The 16,110-nt window shown below is 70.5% G+C and carries 15 protein-coding genes; 5 read left to right on the top strand and 10 right to left on the bottom strand.

Features of this window, described 5'->3' with window-relative positions:
• Window positions 1-127 precede the first annotated feature (127 nt).
• Window positions 128-1,048, bottom strand: a complete 921-nt coding sequence (mqnP, locus tag GR130_RS01770; RefSeq protein ID WP_159503079.1) for a menaquinone biosynthesis prenyltransferase MqnP — start codon at window positions 1,046-1,048, stop codon at window positions 128-130.
• Entirely contained in the window at window positions 1,045-2,499 is a 1,455-nt protein-coding gene (locus GR130_RS01765; RefSeq protein ID WP_159503078.1) for a menaquinone biosynthesis decarboxylase, read from the bottom strand. Before GR130_RS01765 ends, mqnP begins: the two co-directional genes overlap by 4 nt.
• Before the next feature lie 87 nt (window positions 2,500-2,586).
• Here GR130_RS01765 and GR130_RS01760 point away from each other — a divergent pair, with 87 nt between their 5' ends.
• From GR130_RS01760 to GR130_RS01745, 4 genes are all read left to right on the top strand, one after another.
• Complete coding sequence (locus GR130_RS01760; protein WP_159503077.1) at window positions 2,587-3,111, top strand: PLD nuclease N-terminal domain-containing protein; 525 nt, start codon at window positions 2,587-2,589, stop codon at window positions 3,109-3,111.
• 103 nt (window positions 3,112-3,214) lie between these two features.
• Complete coding sequence (locus GR130_RS01755; protein ID WP_159503076.1) at window positions 3,215-3,775, top strand: nucleoside deaminase; 561 nt, start codon at window positions 3,215-3,217, stop codon at window positions 3,773-3,775.
• An 86-nt stretch (window positions 3,776-3,861) separates the two neighbouring features.
• The gene (locus GR130_RS01750; protein ID WP_159503075.1) at window positions 3,862-4,491 is read left to right on the top strand and encodes a DUF4291 domain-containing protein; all 630 of its coding nucleotides are present in this window, start codon (window positions 3,862-3,864) and stop codon (window positions 4,489-4,491) included.
• Between the two features lie 192 nt (window positions 4,492-4,683).
• Window positions 4,684-6,111, top strand: coding sequence for an alkaline phosphatase family protein (locus GR130_RS01745; protein ID WP_159503074.1), 1,428 nt, complete (start codon window positions 4,684-4,686; stop codon window positions 6,109-6,111).
• Between the two features lie 180 nt (window positions 6,112-6,291).
• Here GR130_RS01745 and ccsB read toward each other — a convergent pair whose 3' ends face one another.
• The 7 genes from ccsB to hemL all read right to left on the bottom strand — a co-directional run bounded on the left by ccsB (window position 6,292) and on the right by hemL (window position 14,157).
• Entirely contained in the window at window positions 6,292-7,386 is a 1,095-nt protein-coding gene (ccsB, locus tag GR130_RS01740) for a c-type cytochrome biogenesis protein CcsB (protein WP_159503073.1), read from the bottom strand.
• Window positions 7,383-9,236, bottom strand: coding sequence for a cytochrome c biogenesis protein ResB (gene resB / locus GR130_RS01735; protein ID WP_159503072.1), 1,854 nt, complete (start codon window positions 9,234-9,236; stop codon window positions 7,383-7,385). Before resB ends, ccsB begins: the two co-directional genes overlap by 4 nt.
• Window positions 9,237-9,239: 3 nt before the next feature.
• Entirely contained in the window at window positions 9,240-10,001 is a 762-nt protein-coding gene (locus tag GR130_RS01730; RefSeq protein ID WP_159503071.1) for a cytochrome c biogenesis CcdA family protein, read from the bottom strand.
• 4 nt (window positions 10,002-10,005) lie between these two features.
• Window positions 10,006-10,620 carry a TlpA family protein disulfide reductase gene (locus tag GR130_RS01725; RefSeq protein WP_159503070.1) on the bottom strand — a complete coding sequence of 205 codons (615 nt, stop codon included), beginning with the start codon at window positions 10,618-10,620 and terminating at the stop codon, window positions 10,006-10,008.
• A gap of 61 nt (window positions 10,621-10,681) precedes the next feature.
• On the bottom strand, window positions 10,682-11,977 hold the full coding sequence (locus tag GR130_RS01720; protein WP_236572690.1) for a hypothetical protein: 1,296 nt from the start codon (window positions 11,975-11,977) through the stop codon (window positions 10,682-10,684).
• A 147-nt stretch (window positions 11,978-12,124) separates the two neighbouring features.
• Window positions 12,125-12,805, bottom strand: a complete 681-nt coding sequence (locus GR130_RS01715; RefSeq protein WP_159503069.1) for a histidine phosphatase family protein — start codon at window positions 12,803-12,805, stop codon at window positions 12,125-12,127.
• A 26-nt stretch (window positions 12,806-12,831) separates the two neighbouring features.
• Entirely contained in the window at window positions 12,832-14,157 is a 1,326-nt protein-coding gene (gene hemL / locus GR130_RS01710) for a glutamate-1-semialdehyde 2,1-aminomutase (protein WP_159503068.1), read from the bottom strand.
• A 307-nt stretch (window positions 14,158-14,464) separates the two neighbouring features.
• Between hemL and GR130_RS01705 the strand changes: the two genes are divergently transcribed.
• Window positions 14,465-15,058: a hypothetical protein gene (locus GR130_RS01705; RefSeq protein WP_159503067.1), complete on the top strand. Its 594-nt coding sequence runs from the start codon at window positions 14,465-14,467 to the stop codon at window positions 15,056-15,058.
• Window positions 15,059-15,304: 246 nt separating this feature from the next.
• On the opposite strand, the gene GR130_RS01700 is transcribed toward GR130_RS01705, so the two are convergent.
• On the bottom strand, window positions 15,305-16,054 hold the full coding sequence (locus GR130_RS01700; protein ID WP_159509635.1) for an SDR family NAD(P)-dependent oxidoreductase: 750 nt from the start codon (window positions 16,052-16,054) through the stop codon (window positions 15,305-15,307).
• Between the last annotated feature and the right edge of the window lie 56 nt (window positions 16,055-16,110).

Raw genomic sequence — 16,110 nt, 5'->3', positions numbered from 1 at the left:
TGTGGATCCACCCCGGCCGCTCGCCAAGGACTGACCGGCGATCCGGCCGCGACACACCGTCAGGCCGTCCCGGCCCGATCACCGCGTGCGGGGCGTAGGGGTGTCCGAGTGCAAGAGCGGCAGGGCTTCAGGGCGTCAGACCGCGGACGAACAGGTCGAGCAGCGCGCAGACGAACAGCGCGATCCCGATGAAGCTGTTGACCTGGAAGAACGCCCGGTTGAGCCGCGAGGTGTCATGCGGGCGGACGATCGCGTGCTCGTAGCAGAAGGCCGCCGCCACGATCACCAGCCCGGCCCAGAAGAAGACGCCGGCGCCGATGGCGACGCCGTACCACGCCAGCAGCGCGGTGGTGACGACATGGCACCAGCGCGCCCCCCAGAGCGCGCCCGGCACACCGAAGCGGGCCGGCACGGACATGACGCCGTTCGCCCGGTCCGCCTCGACGTCCTGGCACGCGTAGATCAGGTCGAAGCCGCCGATCCAGATGCCGACCGCGAGACCGAGGATCACCGACTCCCAGGACCACTCGCCGGTGATCGCGATCCAGGCGCCGACCGGGGCCATCGCCTGCGCCAACCCCAGGATCGCGTGCGGGAAGTTGGTGAAGCGCTTGCCGTACGGATAGACCACCATCGGGATCACGGCGACCGGCGCCAGCACCAGGCACAGCGGGTTCAGCAGCGCCGCCGCGCCCAGGAAGACGACCACGGCGACCAGCGCGCCGGTCCAGGCGGAGCGGACCGAGACCGCGCCGGTGACCAGCTCGCGGCCGGCCGTGCGCGGGTTACGGGCGTCGATCTCCCGGTCGATGATGCGGTTGACGGCCATCGCGAAGGTCCGCAGGCCGACCATGGCGACGGTGACGAGCAGCAGCCGGCCCCAGTGGACGTTCCGGTCCAGCCCGTGCATCGCGGTGAACGACGCGATGTAGGCGAAGGGCAGCGCGAAGACCGAGTGCTCGATGACGACGAGGCGGAGGAACGCCCGTACCCTGCTGTCCGGTTGTGCGGGCCCCGGGCCGCCGATGACTCCTTCTGCCGCACTCACAGGCCGTACTCCTTCCAGCGGCGGTCGACCAGCGCGGCCGTCCGCGGGTCCGACTCGACCATGTCCGGCCAGCCGCCGTCTCGTGTGTAGCCCTCCTCGGGCCACTTCTTCGTGGCGTCGATGCCCGCCTTGCCGCCCCAGAACTGCTGGTACGAGGAGTGGTCGAGGTGGTCGACGGGGCCTTCGACGACGGTCAGGTCGCGGGCGTAGTCGGTGTTGCCGAGCGCCCGCCAGGAGACCTCGTGGAGGTCGTGCACGTCGCAGTCCGCGTCGACCACCACGATCAGCTTGGTCAGCGACATCATGTGGGCGCCCCAAATGGCGTGCATGACCTTCTGGGCGTGCTTGGGGTACTTCTTGTCGATCGAGACGATCGCGCAGTTGTGGAACCCGCCGGACTCCGGGAGGTGGTAGTCCACGATGTCCGGGACGATGATCTTGAGGAGCGGGAGGAAGAACCGCTCGGTCGCCCGGCCCAGCGGCCCGTCCTCGGTCGGCGGGCGGCCCACGACGATCGACTGGAGCAGCGGCCGGCGGCGCATCGTGACGCAGTCGATGGTGAGCGCGGGGAACGGTTCCTGCGGCGTGTAGAAGCCGGTGTGGTCCCCGAACGGGCCCTCCGGCAGCATCTCGCCGGGCTCCAGCCAGCCCTCGATGACGACCTCGGCGTTGGCCGGGACCTGGAGCGGGACGGTCTTGCAGTCGACCATCTCGATCCGCTTGCCCTGGAGGAAGCCCGCGAAGAGGTACTCGTCGATGTCGCCCGGCAGCGGCGCGGTCGAGGCGTACGTCACCGCCGGCGGGCAGCCGAAGGCGATGGCGACCGGCAGCTTCTCGCCGCGCTTGGCGGCGACCTGGTAGTGGTTGCGGCTGTCCTTGTGGATCTGCCAGTGCATGCCGATGGTGCGCCGGTCGTGGCGCTGGAGGCGGTAGAGGCCCAGGTTGCGGACACCGGTCTCGGGGTGCTTGGTGTGCGTCAGGCCGAGGTTGAAGAAGGAGCCGCCGTCCTTGGGCCAGGTGAACAGCGCCGGCAGCCGCTCCAGATCGACGTCGTCGCCGGTGAGCACGACCTCCTGGACGGGGGCGTCGCCCTTGACCTTCTTCGGCGGGACGTGGGTCATGTTCGCGAGCTTGCCGAACGCCTCGCGGACGCCGACGAACCCCTGCGGCAGCTCGGGCCTGAGCAGTCCGCCGATCTTGTCGCTGATGTCCTCGTACGCCTTGAGGCCGAGCGCCTTGAGGAGCCGGCGGTCGGTGCCGTAGACGTTCATCGCCAGCGGCATCGACGAGCCCTTGACGTTCTCGAAGAGCAGCGCCGGGCCACCGGACTTCTGCACCCGGTCCACGATCTCGCCGACCTCCAGATACGGGTCGACCTCGGCCTTGATGCGCTTGAGGTCGCCCTCGCGCTCCAGGGCCCGCAGCAGGGAGCGAAGATCGTCGTAAGCCATGCGCTCCAGTATCCGGTACGCACTACCCTGTACGGGTCACCGGGCCCCGGCGGGGGCTCGCCGCCGTCCGCTGGGGGACCGTCCGCAATGCTCAGGTATCTGCCGTTCCTGCTGGTGCTGGCGCTGTGGATCTACGCCTTCATCGACTGCCTCAACACCCCCGAGTCGCAGGTCCGCGGACTGCCGAAGGTGGTGTGGGTGCTCGTCATCCTGCTGTTCGGCGAGGTGCTGCTCGGGCCGATCGCCTGGCTGGTGGCGGGCAAGGCACGCTACCCGGCGCAGGGCGGCGGCAGCACGCCGTCCGAATGGCACCGCAACCACGGCGCGAACGCCCGCGGGACGTGGGTGGCCCCGGACGACAACCCCGAGTTCCTGCGGTCCCTCAAGGAAGAGCCTGCGTCTTCTCACAGCGTGAAGGACGAGGCGCTGCTGAAGGACTGGGAGGCCGACCTCCGGCGACGCGAGGAGCAGCTCCGGCGGCAGCGGCAGAACCAGCAGGGCGCGGCGGGCACGGAGCGTGCGGCGGGGGCGGAGGACGCCGCAGAGGGCACCGCCAACGGCCCGCAGGGCAAGGGCGGCCCGGAGGACACCACGCCGCCCGCGAAGGACTGACCCGCAAAGGGCTGATCCGCCAAGGACCGGGCCGGGCCGCCGCCGCGGCCGTACGGCCCCGCTCCCGTTGCCGGGGCGCGGCCGGGCGAGCAGAGTGACCGGCATGGACGCAGGGGATCAGAGCCGCACGCAGGACTGGGGGCAGGACCGCGACGAGTTCCGGCTGCACGGCGGCGCCGACGGCCACGGCGACCCGACCGGGCACCCCGACCACGTCCAGGAGCAGGCCCGCGCGATGCTCGCGACCGCCGTGGCGGAGGCGAAGGCGGGGCTGGCCGAGGGCGGCATCCCGATCGGGGCGGCGCTCTACGGCCCGGACGGCGCGCTGCTCGGCCGCGGCCACAACCGCCGCGTCCAGGACGGCGACCCGTCGCTGCACGCCGAGGTCGCCGCCTTCCGCGCGGCCGGCCGGCAGCGCGGCTACCGCGGCACCACGATGGTCACCACCCTCTCGCCCTGCTGGTACTGCAGCGGGCTGGTCCGCCAGTTCGGCATCTCCCGCGTCGTCATCGGCGAGGCCCGGACCTACCACGGCGGCCACGACTGGCTGGCCCGGCACGGGGTGCGGATCGTGCTGCTGGACGACCCCGAATGCACGGCGCTGATGCGGGAGTTCATCCGGGCGCGGCCGGCACTGTGGCAGGAGGACATCGGGGCCGGGTGAGTCACCCGGTGCGGCGCCCCCTGTGGCACCCGCTGTGGCGCGTAATGCGGTGGCCCGCGCGACGCGCCGTCCGCCAGGATGCGGCCATGAGCACCGGCACCACCGAACCGCAGCGCCGCATCCGGGCGCTGCACACCGCCGAGACCGTCACCGTGTACCAGGCGTACGCGCCCGCCCTGGGCCTGCCCGCCGCCCGGGACGGCCGCTTCCCGGCGGCCTGGAAGCGGGACCGGATGACATGGATAAAGCCCTCTTTCCTGTGGATGATGTACCGCTGCGGCTGGGGCACGAAGGCGGACCAGGAGACGGTGCTCGCCGTCGAGATCGACCGGGCCGGTTTCGACTGGGCGCTCGGCAACGCCTGCCTGTCGCACCACGACCCCGGTGAGTATCCCGACCGGGCGGCCTGGCAGCGGGAGTTGAGGCGGTCGCCGGCGCGGGTGCAGTGGGACCCGGAGCGCGATCTGCGGCTGCGTCCGCTGCCGTATCGTTCGCTTCAGCTGGGGCTCGCCGGCGAGGCGTCGCGGCGGTACGCGGACGCCTGGACGGTCGGCATCCGGGATGTGACGGCGCTGGCGCGCGAGGTCCATGCGCTGGTGCGGGCCGGGAAGCTCGCCGCGGCCCGGGCCCTGCTCCCGGAGGAGCGGCCGTACCCGACGCCGGAGGGAACTCCGGGCGTAAGCCGCGTGTCCGTGTCAATCGCCGCAAAGGCGTAATCGGAATGGTGCGCCGGCGGTCGCACGCTTCGTCATGTGACGTATGAGGCGTAGGGCCGATCAGCCAACTCTGGTCTGTTCACGGCCAATTGATGCAGCGTTCAGCAACCTCCCCCTGCCCGCGAAACTGCCCCGACGTCACAGTCGGGACGGCCCACTGAGGGCTCACGCGACTCAGGGAGAGTGGCACAAATGCCCGACATGACCCGACGCAGACTCCTCGGCTCGGCGGCCGGCGCGCTCGGCGGGGCCGCCGCACTGTCGCTGCTGCCGCCCAGCGTCCAGAAGGCCGTCGCCGCCGGCCCGCCGCGTCACGGCTCGCTCCGCGACATCGAGCACGTCGTCATGCTGATGCAGGAGAACCGTTCTTTCGACCACTACTTCGGCACCCTGCGCGGCGTCCGCGGCTTCGCGGACCCGCACGCGATCAAGCTCCCCGACGGCCGGTCCGTCTTCTACCAGCCGGACCCGCACAACCCGGACGGGTACCTGCTGCCGTTCCGCCTCAACACCCACACCTCCAGCGCCCAGGCCATCCCGTCCACCAGCCACGCCTGGTCCGTGCAGCACGAGGCGTGGAACGGCGGCAGGATGGACCGCTGGCTGCCGGCGCACCGCAAGGCCGACGGCGTCAACGGCCCGTACGTGATGGGCTATCACACCCGCCAGGACATCCCGTTCCAGTTCGCCCTCGCGGAGGCGTTCACCCTCTGCGACAACTACTTCTGCTCGGTCTTCGGCCCGACCTGGCCCAACCGGCTGTACTGGATGACCGGCACCCTCGACCCCGGCGGCACCCGGGGCGGACCGGTCCTCGACAACACCGCACCCAGGCCGTACCGCTGGACCACGTACGCGGAGCGGCTGCAGAAGGCCGGCGTCAGCTGGAAGGTGTACCAGGAGGAGGACGACTACGGCTGCAATCTGCTCAAGCAGTTCCAGACGTTCCGGGACGCCAAGCCGGGCAGCGCGCTGTACGAGCGCGGGATGCGGTCGGGGCCGGCCGGCGCCTTCGAGGAGGACGCCCGCAACGACAGGCTGCCGGCCGTCTCCTGGATCATCCCGACCAGCTACCAGTCCGAGCACCCCGACTTCCTGCCGGCCGCCGGCGCCGACTTCGTGGCCCAGAAGATCGAGGCGATAGCCGCCAACCCCAAGGTGTGGGCCAAGACGGCCTTCATCCTCAACTACGACGAGAACGACGGCCTCTTCGACCATGTGCCGCCGCCGGTGCCGCCCAAGGGGACGAGGAACGAGTTCGTCCACGGCCTGCCGATCGGCGGCGGCTTCCGCGTCCCGTGCCTGATCGTCTCGCCCTGGACGGTGGGCGGCTGGGCGGCCGGCGACGCGTTCGACCACACCTCGGTGCTGCAGTTCCTGGAGCGATTCACGGGTGTCGAGGAGCCCAACATCAGCGCCTGGCGGCGCGACACGTTCGGCGATCTGACCTCGGCGTTCGGGTTCCACAACCCGGCGCACCACCCGCCGCGGCTGCCGCACGACACCGCCCGGCAGCTGGCCGAGGCGAAGTGGGAGGTGGCGCATCTGCCCAAGCCGAAGCTGCCGGGGGCGGCCCAGAAGCCGCCGCAGCAGGAGCACGGCGGGCGCAAGCGCCGCTGACCACCGCCTGACCCGTCCCCCCTCCGACCGCGGCCCGACCGCCCCCCGGCCTCATCCCCGACGACCTTCCCCGACCGCATCCGTGATGTCCGTACCTACGACGGTGCCGTACGGGGCCGGCCTCGTGGTGAGGCCGTTTCCGTACGGCACCGGTGTGTCGCGGCGTGGACCACGGGCGGCTCAGACTCCGGCGTAGGAGTGCAGGCCGGTGACGAAGATGTTCACGCCGTAGTAGTTGAAGAGGTAGCAGGCGAAGGCGATCAGGCCCAGCCAGGCGGCCTTGCGGCCCTTCCAGCCGGCGGTCGCGCGGGCGTGCAGGTAGCAGGCGTAGGCGACCCAGGTGATGAAGGACCAGACCTCCTTGGGGTCCCAGCCCCAGTAGCGGCCCCAGGCGGCCTCGGCCCAGATGGCGCCCGCGATGATGGTGAACGTCCACAGCGGGAAGACGGTGGCGTTGACGCGGTAGGCGAACTTGTCGAGCGAGGAGGCCGAGGGCAGCCGCTCCAGCACGGAGGTGGCGAAGGCCCCAGGCTGCTTGCCCGTCGGGTCGGCGAGCTTGGCCTCGTGGCGGTCGCGGAAGAGGAACAGCAGCGTGGCGACCGCGCCCATGTAGAGCACCGCGCCGGAGAGGATCGCGCAGGAGACGTGGATCCACAGCCAGTACGAGTGCAGCGCGGGCACCAGCTGGTCGCTGGCGGTGTACAGAACGCTGACGGCCAGGCCCAGGTCGAGCAGGACGGTGGTGACCAGCGGCAGGCCGATCCAGCGGACGTTCTTCTTGAAGACCAGGAAAGCCAGGTAGAGGGTCACCGCGACCGCGCCGAAGGTCGTGGAGAACTCGTACATGTTGCCCCAGGGGGCGCGCTGCACGGACAGCGCGCGGGTGACCACGCCGCCCACATGGAGCGCCCAGGCCAGGACGGTCAGCGAGATGGCGATCCGGCCGTAGAGGTCGCCCTTCTCGGTGCCGCCGTGCGCGCCGGGGCCGTCGGGGACGTCACGGGCGCCGGCCACGGCCTTGGTGATGACCTTCGGCCGCTCCAGGACGGCGGTTCCGGTGGAGCCGGTGCTTGCTCCGGATTTCACGGACACCGTCGCGGGCGCCTTGGCCTCGGTGGTCAGCGCCGCGGCGGTACGGCCGACCTTGCTGCGGCTGCCGAACACCCACTCGGCCATGTGGGCCACGAAGGCGAGGGTGTAGACAGCCATCGCCGAATAGACCAGCAGATTGCTGTTGTGGGCCAGTGTCTCGTTGGCTGCGGCAGCGAGGTTCACGCGCGCGCTCCTTCGGAGGGGTCAGCAGGATCGGCAGAGTCGGTGGGCTCCGTCGGGTCTTGGTCGGTGCGGGCCGCGGGCCCGTCCGTGGCTTCCGTATCGGGCTGCGGCCCGGCGTCCGGGGCGATCGGGGCGTCGGGCATCAGCGCCACGGCGAGACCGGCCAGCTCCTCCGGGAGCCGGGCCGACTCGCTGCGGCCGAGGCCGGCCATCTCGACGACGGTGACGCCGACGCCGTTCTCCTCGACCCGCTCCGCTCGCACCCACACCCGGCGCCGCTGGATGAACAGCGAGGCGGCCAGGCCGACCAGGGCGGCGGCCGCGCCGGTCAGCGCGAGGCCGTTGCCGGGCTGGTGGGTGATCTTGAAGCTGGCCCAGGTCTTGATGCCGTCGAAGGTGATGGAGCCCTCGCCGTTGGGGAGGTTCATCGTGGACTCGGCCTCGATCTCCCGCGGCGACAGCGTGGCGCCGGAGTGACTCATCATCTGCATCGCCCGGTCCCTGGGCAGCAGCATCTTCTTGAAGATGTCGCCACTGGCGTCCTTGTACTGCTTCAGCCGCTTGGTGTCGAGCTGGTAGACGTTCTGCGGGAGACCGGAGTCCATGCCCAGGTCGCCGTGCCAGGCGTTCACCGACAGGACGGGGAAGTCCGGCGCGGGGAACTGGGAGAACATCGAGCCGGAGTTCTTACCGCCGAAGGTCGGGACGAACAGCGCCTGGAAGCCCAGCTGGTTGCGCTTGCCGTCCTTGGTCTCGGCGCCCGGCACCTTCACCACACCGGAGGAGGTGAAGTTCTTGGGGTCCTGCGGGAGGAACGGCACCGCGCCGTGGTAAACGACCTTGCCGCGGCCGTCCTTGACGGTGACGACCGGCGAATAGCCGTGGGAGAGCAGGTAGACCTTGTAGCCCTCGACGTCGAGCGGGGTGTTCACCTCCAGCGCCCGCTTGTGCTCCGTGCCGTCCGCGCCGGTGAAGTAGCTGATGTTGGCGCGGAAGGTGCGGGGGGTGCCCCGCTGGGGGCCGGTCCGCTCGTAGGTGGCGTCGAAGGAGTTCATGGTGAAGCCGAACGGCGCCATGGTCTCGGTGTCGAAGAACGGCCCCGACTTGAAGTCGTCGTACTGAGTGAGGCTGTTGGAGAAGCCGTCGCCCTCGGTGATCAGCTTGCCGCCCTCGGACTTCCACAGGCTGCCGACGGCGAACGCCACCAGCATCACGATCAGCGCGACGTGGAAGAGGAGGTTGCCGACCTCGCGGAGGTAGCCCTTCTCGGCGGCGACCGCGGTGCCGGACCGGTGGGCCCGGAAGCGGCGCTTCCGCAGCATCCGCCCGGCCGCCTCCAGGACCTCCTCGGGCTCCGCCTCCGTACGCCACGTGGTGTACGCGGGAAGCCGGGTCAGCCGGCGCGGGGCGGCCGGCGGGCGGCCGCGCAGCTGCCCGACGAACTGCCAGCTGCGCGGCACGATGCAGCCGATCAGCGAGATGAACAGCAGGAGGTAGATCGCCGAGAACCACACCGAGCTGTAGACGTGGAACATCCCCAGCTTGTCGTAGATCTCGCCGAGGGTGGTGTGCTGGGCCTTGAACTGGTCGACCTTTACCGGGTCGATGCTGGTCTGCGGGATCAGCGAACCGGGGATCGCGCCGATCGACAGCAGGAAGAGCAGCAGCAGCGCCACCCGCATCGAGGTCAGCTGCCGCCAGAACCAGCGCACCCAGCCGAGGGGGCCGAGCGAGGGGAGGCTGATGTCCTCCTGGGGAGCGGTGGAGAGCTGGGATCCGGCGGCGCCGAGATCACTGCCCGGGTCCGCGGTGGCCCCCGGCTCGCCGGTGGTGTCGGTCGTGGTGGACATCAATCAGATCCCAACGGTGGAGCTTTGCGTCCAGCTCTGGAGCTCGGACATCAGGCTGTCCCAGACGCCGGTGACGAGGAGGATGCCGAGGGCGACCATCATGCCGCCGCCGATCCGCATCACCCATACGTAGTGCCGCTTGACCCAGCCGAACGCGCCGAGCACCCGGCGGAAGGCGAGCGCCACGGCGATGAACGGCAGGCCCAGCCCCAGACAGTAGGCGACGGTCAGCAGGGCGCCGCGGGCGGCACTGGCCTGGTAGAGGGAGAGGGTGTTGACGGCGGTGAGGGTGGGGCCCAGACACGGTGTCCAGCCGACGCCGAAGAGCATCCCGATCACCGGCGCGCCGGCCAGCCCCATGGCGGGCTTCTTGTGGAAGCGCAGTTCGCGCTGGCCGAAGCGTTTGAGCACGCCCGCGAAGGCCAGCCCGAGCAGGATCATCAGCACGCCGAGGACGCGCGAGATGGCGTCCTTGTAGGTCTGGAGGTTCTGCCCGAAGAACCCGAAGAGGGCACCGGTGGAGACGAAGACGGCGGTGAAGCCGAGGACGAAGAGGGAGGCACCGGCCAGCATCCGGCCGCGCCGGGCCTCCGCCAGGTCGGTGCCGGTGACGCCGGTGACGTACGACATGTAGCCCGGGACCAGCGGCAGGACGCAGGGCGAGAAGAACGAGACCAGTCCGGCGAAGAGGGCGACGGGCACCGCGGCGAGCAGTGCGCCGGAGAGGACGGTCTCGTTCTGTGCGGTGGCGGCGAGCGCGATCACGCGATCACTTCTCGGCGATCAGCGGGTCGACCATCTTGCGCAGGTCGTCCTCCGCGAGCGGGCCGATCGAGCGGGCGGCGATCCGGCCCTGCTTGTCGATGGCGATCGTGGAGGGGATCGACTGCGGGTTGAGGCTGCCCTTGGGGAAGCGCAGCATCAGCCGGCCGGTCGGGTCGAACAGGCTCGGGTAGGGCAGCTGGTGCTGTTCCTCGAACTGGGTGGCCTGCGACTTCTCGGAGTCGCGGGTGTTGATCCCGATGAACTGGACGCCCTTGTCCTTGTCCTCGTTCGCGACCTTGGCGAAGTTCGGGGCCTCGGCGATGCAGGGTCCGCACCACGATCCCCAGACGTTGATGATGACGACCTTGCCCTTGTAGTCGGCCACGTCCAGCTTCTTGCCGGTAGTGGTCTCCCCGGACAGGTCGGGCGCCGGCTGCCGCTCGTCGGGCTTGACGGTGTCGACACCGTTCTTGCCCTGGACGAACCGGGTCTGCGCCGAACCGCCGGAGGCACCGTCCCCGCAGGCGCTCAGCGTCAGCGAGGCCACCGCGGCTCCTGCGGCGAGCAGGGTGAGACGGCGGCGGCTCGTGAGGCGGCGGGGGGCGCGGCTGTCACTCATGTGAAAAGTTTCGCATGGGCTGATTCCGGATCTTCCGCGCCCCCCTCGCGCCGCCGCGCCCTCACCAAACGGGCATGTCAGGCTCGTCCGGCCGGTCGCTTTGGGCCTCTCCCGGCGCGGCTTGCGAGGCTCCGATCTCGGACAGCGACAGATACGTCCTCCAGCCGCCGGCCGGCTCCTCGCCGACGCCGATCTGCTGGAGCCTGCGGACTATTCGGGGGTCCTGGGCGTCTATCCAGTCGGTGAACTGCCGGAAGGACACCAGCCGCACGTCCTTGTTCCGCTCGTTGGCTATGTGCTTGAGCGCTTCCTCGACGGCGTCCATGTAGATGCCGCCGTTCCACTCCTCGAAGTGGTTGCCGATGAAGAACGGCGCGCGATTGGTCTCGTAGGCCCGGCGGAATCCAGAGATGTACGCGTCGGTGGCCTGCCGGCGCCAGCCCGGGTAGTTGGCCGGCGGCGCCTTGGTGGAGTTCTTCGACTGGTTGAAGAGGATGTTGTAGTCCATCGAGAGCACCTCGAAGGGCTGGCCGGGGAAGGGTATCTGCTGGAGCGGGAAGTCCCAGATCCCGTGCTTCTTCCTGGGCCACGTCTGGAGGCCGCCGGGCGAACTCGCGTCGTAGCGCCAGCCCAGTTCCCGGGCGGTGGGCAGCAGGTTTTCCTGGCCGAGCAGGCAGGGCGTACGGCCGCCGACCAATTCCTTGCGGTAGTCGAAAGGCAGCGGTTCGGCCTCCTCGAAGCCGGTGTGCGTACGCCACTTGGTGACGAATTGCATCGCCTGGTCTATCTCGGCCTGCCAGTGCTCGGGCGTCCAGTGCTTGACGCTGCCGCTGCCGGAGCAGAAGTGGCCGTTGAAGTGGGTGCCGACCTCGTGGCCGTCCAGCCATGCGGCACGCACGTTGGTCAGGGTCTCCCTGATGTGCGTATCGCTGAGATAACCGATGGCGGAGGCGCCCGGCTCGTTGTTCGGCGGGAGATAGAGGTGCTTCTTCTCCTCGGGCAGCAGATACAGCCCGGAGAGGAAGAAGGTCATGGCCGCGCCGTGGTCCTTGGCGAGCTGCCGGAACCGGGGGAAGAGGCCGTTGCCGACCTCTCCCGCCCCGTCCCAGGAGAAGATGACGAACTGCGGCGGGGTCTGTCCGGGCTCCAGCCGCTCGGGCGCACCGGGCTGATGGGGCTGCTCCCCGTAATTCGCCGTCGAACCGTCACCTATGAGCTTCGGGCGCGCCTGCACCGAGTTCTTCACCCGCTGCTTTTCCGCCCCTCCCCGGCCGGCGGTCGAGCATCCGGCGACGCCGAGCGCCGCGGCCGCGCCAACTCCCATCCCGAGCAAGCCCCGCCGACTTATCGCGCCCATACCGTCGTCCCCATCCGTGCTCGACGAACCCAATACCCATATAAACGGACATTGATGTAGCGGGCATGTCGGAGGACGGGGGTTCCGCGCTATTCGCTCACTCTGGATATTTCTTTCGAATTTGACATACCGCTATATGACGGCTTTTCAGGCTCCGAAAGCCTTGCTTTTCCCCTTGACGGGTTTGGCGCCGGCCAGCAGGTGGGAGGGAACCAGGTCGCGCGCCGGCTCGCTGTACCCCACCGAGATGATCTTGTCGCCGTGGAACGTGAACGACGTCAGCGAGGCCAGCGTGCACTGCCGCCTCCGCGGGTCGTGCCACAGCCGGCGCCGCTCGGCGAAGCTGCGCACGATCCAGATCGGCAGCTGGTGGCTGACCGCCACCGCCTCGTGCCCGCGGGCCGCGTCCCGCGCCGCCCCGAGCGCCGCCATCATCCGGACGACCTGCTCGATGTACGGCTCGCCCCACGACGGGCGGAACGGGTTCGTCAGGTACTTCCAGTTGCCCGGCTTCTTCAGCGCGCCGTCGCCCACCCCGAAGGTCTTGCCCTCGAAGACGTTGGCCGCCTCGATCAGCCGCTCGTCGGTCGCCGTCGCCAGCCCGTGCACCCCGGCGATCGGCGCCGCCGTCTCCTGCGCACGCTCCAGCGGCGAGGCCACCACATGGGTGATGTCCCGCTCCGCGAGGTGCTCGGCGACCCTGTCGGCCATCTTCCGCCCCAGATCGGAGAGGTGGTAGCCGGGGCGGCGACCGTAGAGCACGCCCTCGGGGTTGTGCACCTCGCCGTGCCGCATCAGATGCACGACGGTGATGTCCTGGCTGCTCATGTCACCCATCTCCCGGTCCGCCTCCCTCACGCCGTCGCCTCGGCCGCGGCCCGTGCGGCGGCCGGCAGCGCGGCGGCGATCCGCTCGACGGCCGCGGCGTCGTGCGCGGTCGACACGAACCAGGACTCGAACGCGGACGGCGGGAGGTAGACGCCCTGCGCCAGCATCGCGTGGAAGAAGGCGGTGAAGCGGAACGACTCCTGCGCCTTGGCCGCGTCGTAGTCGGTGACCTCAGCATCGGCGAAGAAGACCGAGAACATGTTCCCCGCGACCTGGAGCCGGTGGGCCACGCCCTCCTTGGCCAGCGCCGCGGTGACCAGGCCCCGCACCTCCGCCGAGACCGCGTCGACCTTCTCGTACGCGGCGTCGTCCAGCAGCCGCAGCTGCGCGACGCCCGCGGCGGTGGCGACCGGGTTCCCGGACAGGGTGCCCGCCTGGTAGACGGGGCCGGCCGGCGCCAGATGCGCCATCACATCGGCGCGCCCGCCGAACGCCGCGGCCGGGAAGCCGCCGCCCATGACCTTCCCGAAGGTCATCAGATCCGGACGTACCCCATCAATTCCGTACCAGCCGGCCTTGCTGACCCGGAAGCCGGTCATGACCTCGTCGGAGATGTACAGCGCGCCGTTCTCCGAGCACAGGTCCGCGAGCCCCTGGTTGAAGCCGGGCAGCGGCGGCACGACACCCATGTTGCCCGGCGACGCCTCGGTGATGACGCAGGCGATCTCGCCCGGGTGCGCGGCGAACGCGGCGCGCACCGCCTCGATGTCGTTGTACGGCAGCACGATGGTGTCGCCGGCCTGCGCGCCGGTCACGCCCGGGGTGTCCGGCAGCCCGAAGGTCGCCACGCCCGAACCGGCCGCGGCCAGCAGCGCGTCGACGTGCCCGTGGTAGCAGCCGGCGAACTTGACCACCTTCGCCCGGCCGGTGAACCCGCGCGCCAGCCGGATCGCCGACATGGTCGCCTCGGTGCCGCTGGAGACCAGCCGCACCTGCTCGACCGGCGCGATCCGCGCCACGATCTCCTCGGCCAGCTCGACCTCGCCGGCACCGGGCGTCCCGAAGGACGTACCGCGGGCGACCGCCTCCTGGACCGCGGCGATCACTTCGGGGTGCGAGTGGCCGAGGATCATCGGCCCCCACGAGCACACCAGGTCGACATATTCCCGGCCATCGGCATCAGTGAGGTACGGACCGGTACCGGACACCATGAACCGGGGCGTACCGCCCACGGCCCGGAACGCCCGCACCGGAGAATTCACGCCGCCGGGCGTCACGACGGACGCGCGGTCGAACAGCGACTGCGAAACAGGGGCTTCATACGGAAAAGACACAGTGATCCTGACCTGCATAAACGGTGGGAGGGCGGCGGCACGCGGACACGGCCCGGCGGACAGCGGTGCGGGAATCGGCGCGCGGAACACCATCCGGCACCACTTGATTCCCACTTGGTTTCTTTTTCGTTCCTCTCGCTCGCGACCGGGCGTCAGCCCCCGCGCGTCTGCGAAACTGGGGCGTCGTACGAGTAAGTCACGCAAGCAATGGTCTCAGAGGCGCACGGGGGCGTGCGGCCGGGCGTTTCACGCGCCGGTGACGGGGGAGGTCTCTGAGACGATGATCGGGTTGCGCGGCTGGGGCTGCGAGTGGTCGGGTGGAGATATGCATCGCGGTGGCGAACTGGGCGAGGGAACCAATGACCGGGGTCCCGAGCGCGCCCAGCGCGGCCGTCACCGGCGCGAGGGGACCGAGGACATCACGGACGACCGGCGCGAGAACACCGAAAGCATTACGGGCGGGGAAACCAGGGGCGCGCGCATGGGGGTGACGTACAAATACTTCGGCGCCCCCAATGGCGCCACGGCCGCCCGCGTCCCGATCTCCATGCGCCCCGAGGAACTCGGCGGCGACGAGCTCGGCATGGGCGGCATGTTCTCCAAGATCAAGCCGGAGACGATGGCCGCCATGGTCCTCACCGGCATAGAGGGCATACCGCTCCATAAGGTTCCCCCGCTGGAGCTGGTCGTCCTCCACCCCGACTATGCCGTCGTGAAGCTCCCCATGACCGTCGTCGACCCGTTGCGCGGCGTCGGCGAGGAGTCGGTGGGCGCGGCCGCCTTCATCTGGTCCACCGTCCCCGACCGCGGCGGCCCGCGCGACGCGTTCAGCGTCTACCAGCTGCTGCACGAGTGGCAGGACTTCAGCCACCGGCTGCACGAGGCGGGCCACCAGGCTTACTGCCTGGTGTGGCCCTGACGCGCCGCGCGGCCCTGACGTGCGGCCCTGCGCACGCGGTGCGGCTCTGGGAACGCGGTGGGGACTGACGCACGGCCCGGTGTCCGCGGCCTTCGGGCTCCCGCGGGCATTCGGGCTCCTCGGAGCATGAGCGGTCGGGCGCCGCGGACCGGCGGGCACTGCGGAGGAGCGCGCCGGGCGTCGTCGTCCGGCGCGCAGGGCGGTGTGCAGGTCAGCGCGTAGACGGCGTCACCACGTAGGGCGGCGTCACCACGTAGGGCGGGCCGAGACACCGCCGTCCACGACGAGGTCATGGCCGGTGATCCAGGAGGCCATCGGCGAGGCGAGGAAGACGCAGGCGTCGCCGACGTCCTCGGGCCGCCCCAACCGCCCGGTGGGCGCGGCCTGTTGCCAGCGGCGCACCCCCTCGGGCCAGTCGTCGGCGAGGCCGGGCCGCGCGATCAGCCCCGGCGAGACGCTGTTGACGCGGATCCCGTACGGCCCGTACTCCAGCGCCGCCGCCCGCGCGTGCATCACCACCGCCGCCTTCGAGGCGCAGTAGTGGGCATGCCGCGGTGCCGGGCGGTCCGCCTCGATGGAGGCGATATGGGTCACCGAACCGCCGCCGCCCGCGCGCATCACCGCCGCGGCGGCCTGGGTGCAGGCGAACACGCTGTGCACGTTGGGGTCCGCCACGGCTCGCCAGTCGGCCAGCGACATCCCCGCCAGCTCCTGCGTGGGCTGCACCCCGGCATTGTTCACCAGCCCGGTCAGCCGCCCCCGCCACCCGGCCGCCTCCGTGACCAGCCGGTGGCACTCCTCCTCCACGGCCAGGTCGGCCCCCAGCGCCAGCGCGCGCCCGCCGGCCCGCTCGATCCCCTCGACCAGCGCCAGCGCGGCCTCGTCGCCCGTCCTGTAATGCACCACGACGTCCGCGCCCGCAGCCGCGAACCGCAGCGCGATCCCCCGCCCGATACCGCCCGCGGCCCCGGTGACGAGCACGACCTGCCCGGCCAGGTCGGGGAGATGACGAAGGTCGGGGAGATCACGAGGATCGGGGAGTTCGGGGGCAG

Source organism: Streptomyces sp. GS7 (assembly GCF_009834125.1).
Lineage (GTDB): Bacteria > Actinomycetota > Actinomycetes > Streptomycetales > Streptomycetaceae > Streptomyces.
The sequence above is the reverse complement of the archived record's forward strand: the minus strand, read 5'-3'. Positions and strand labels throughout refer to the sequence as shown.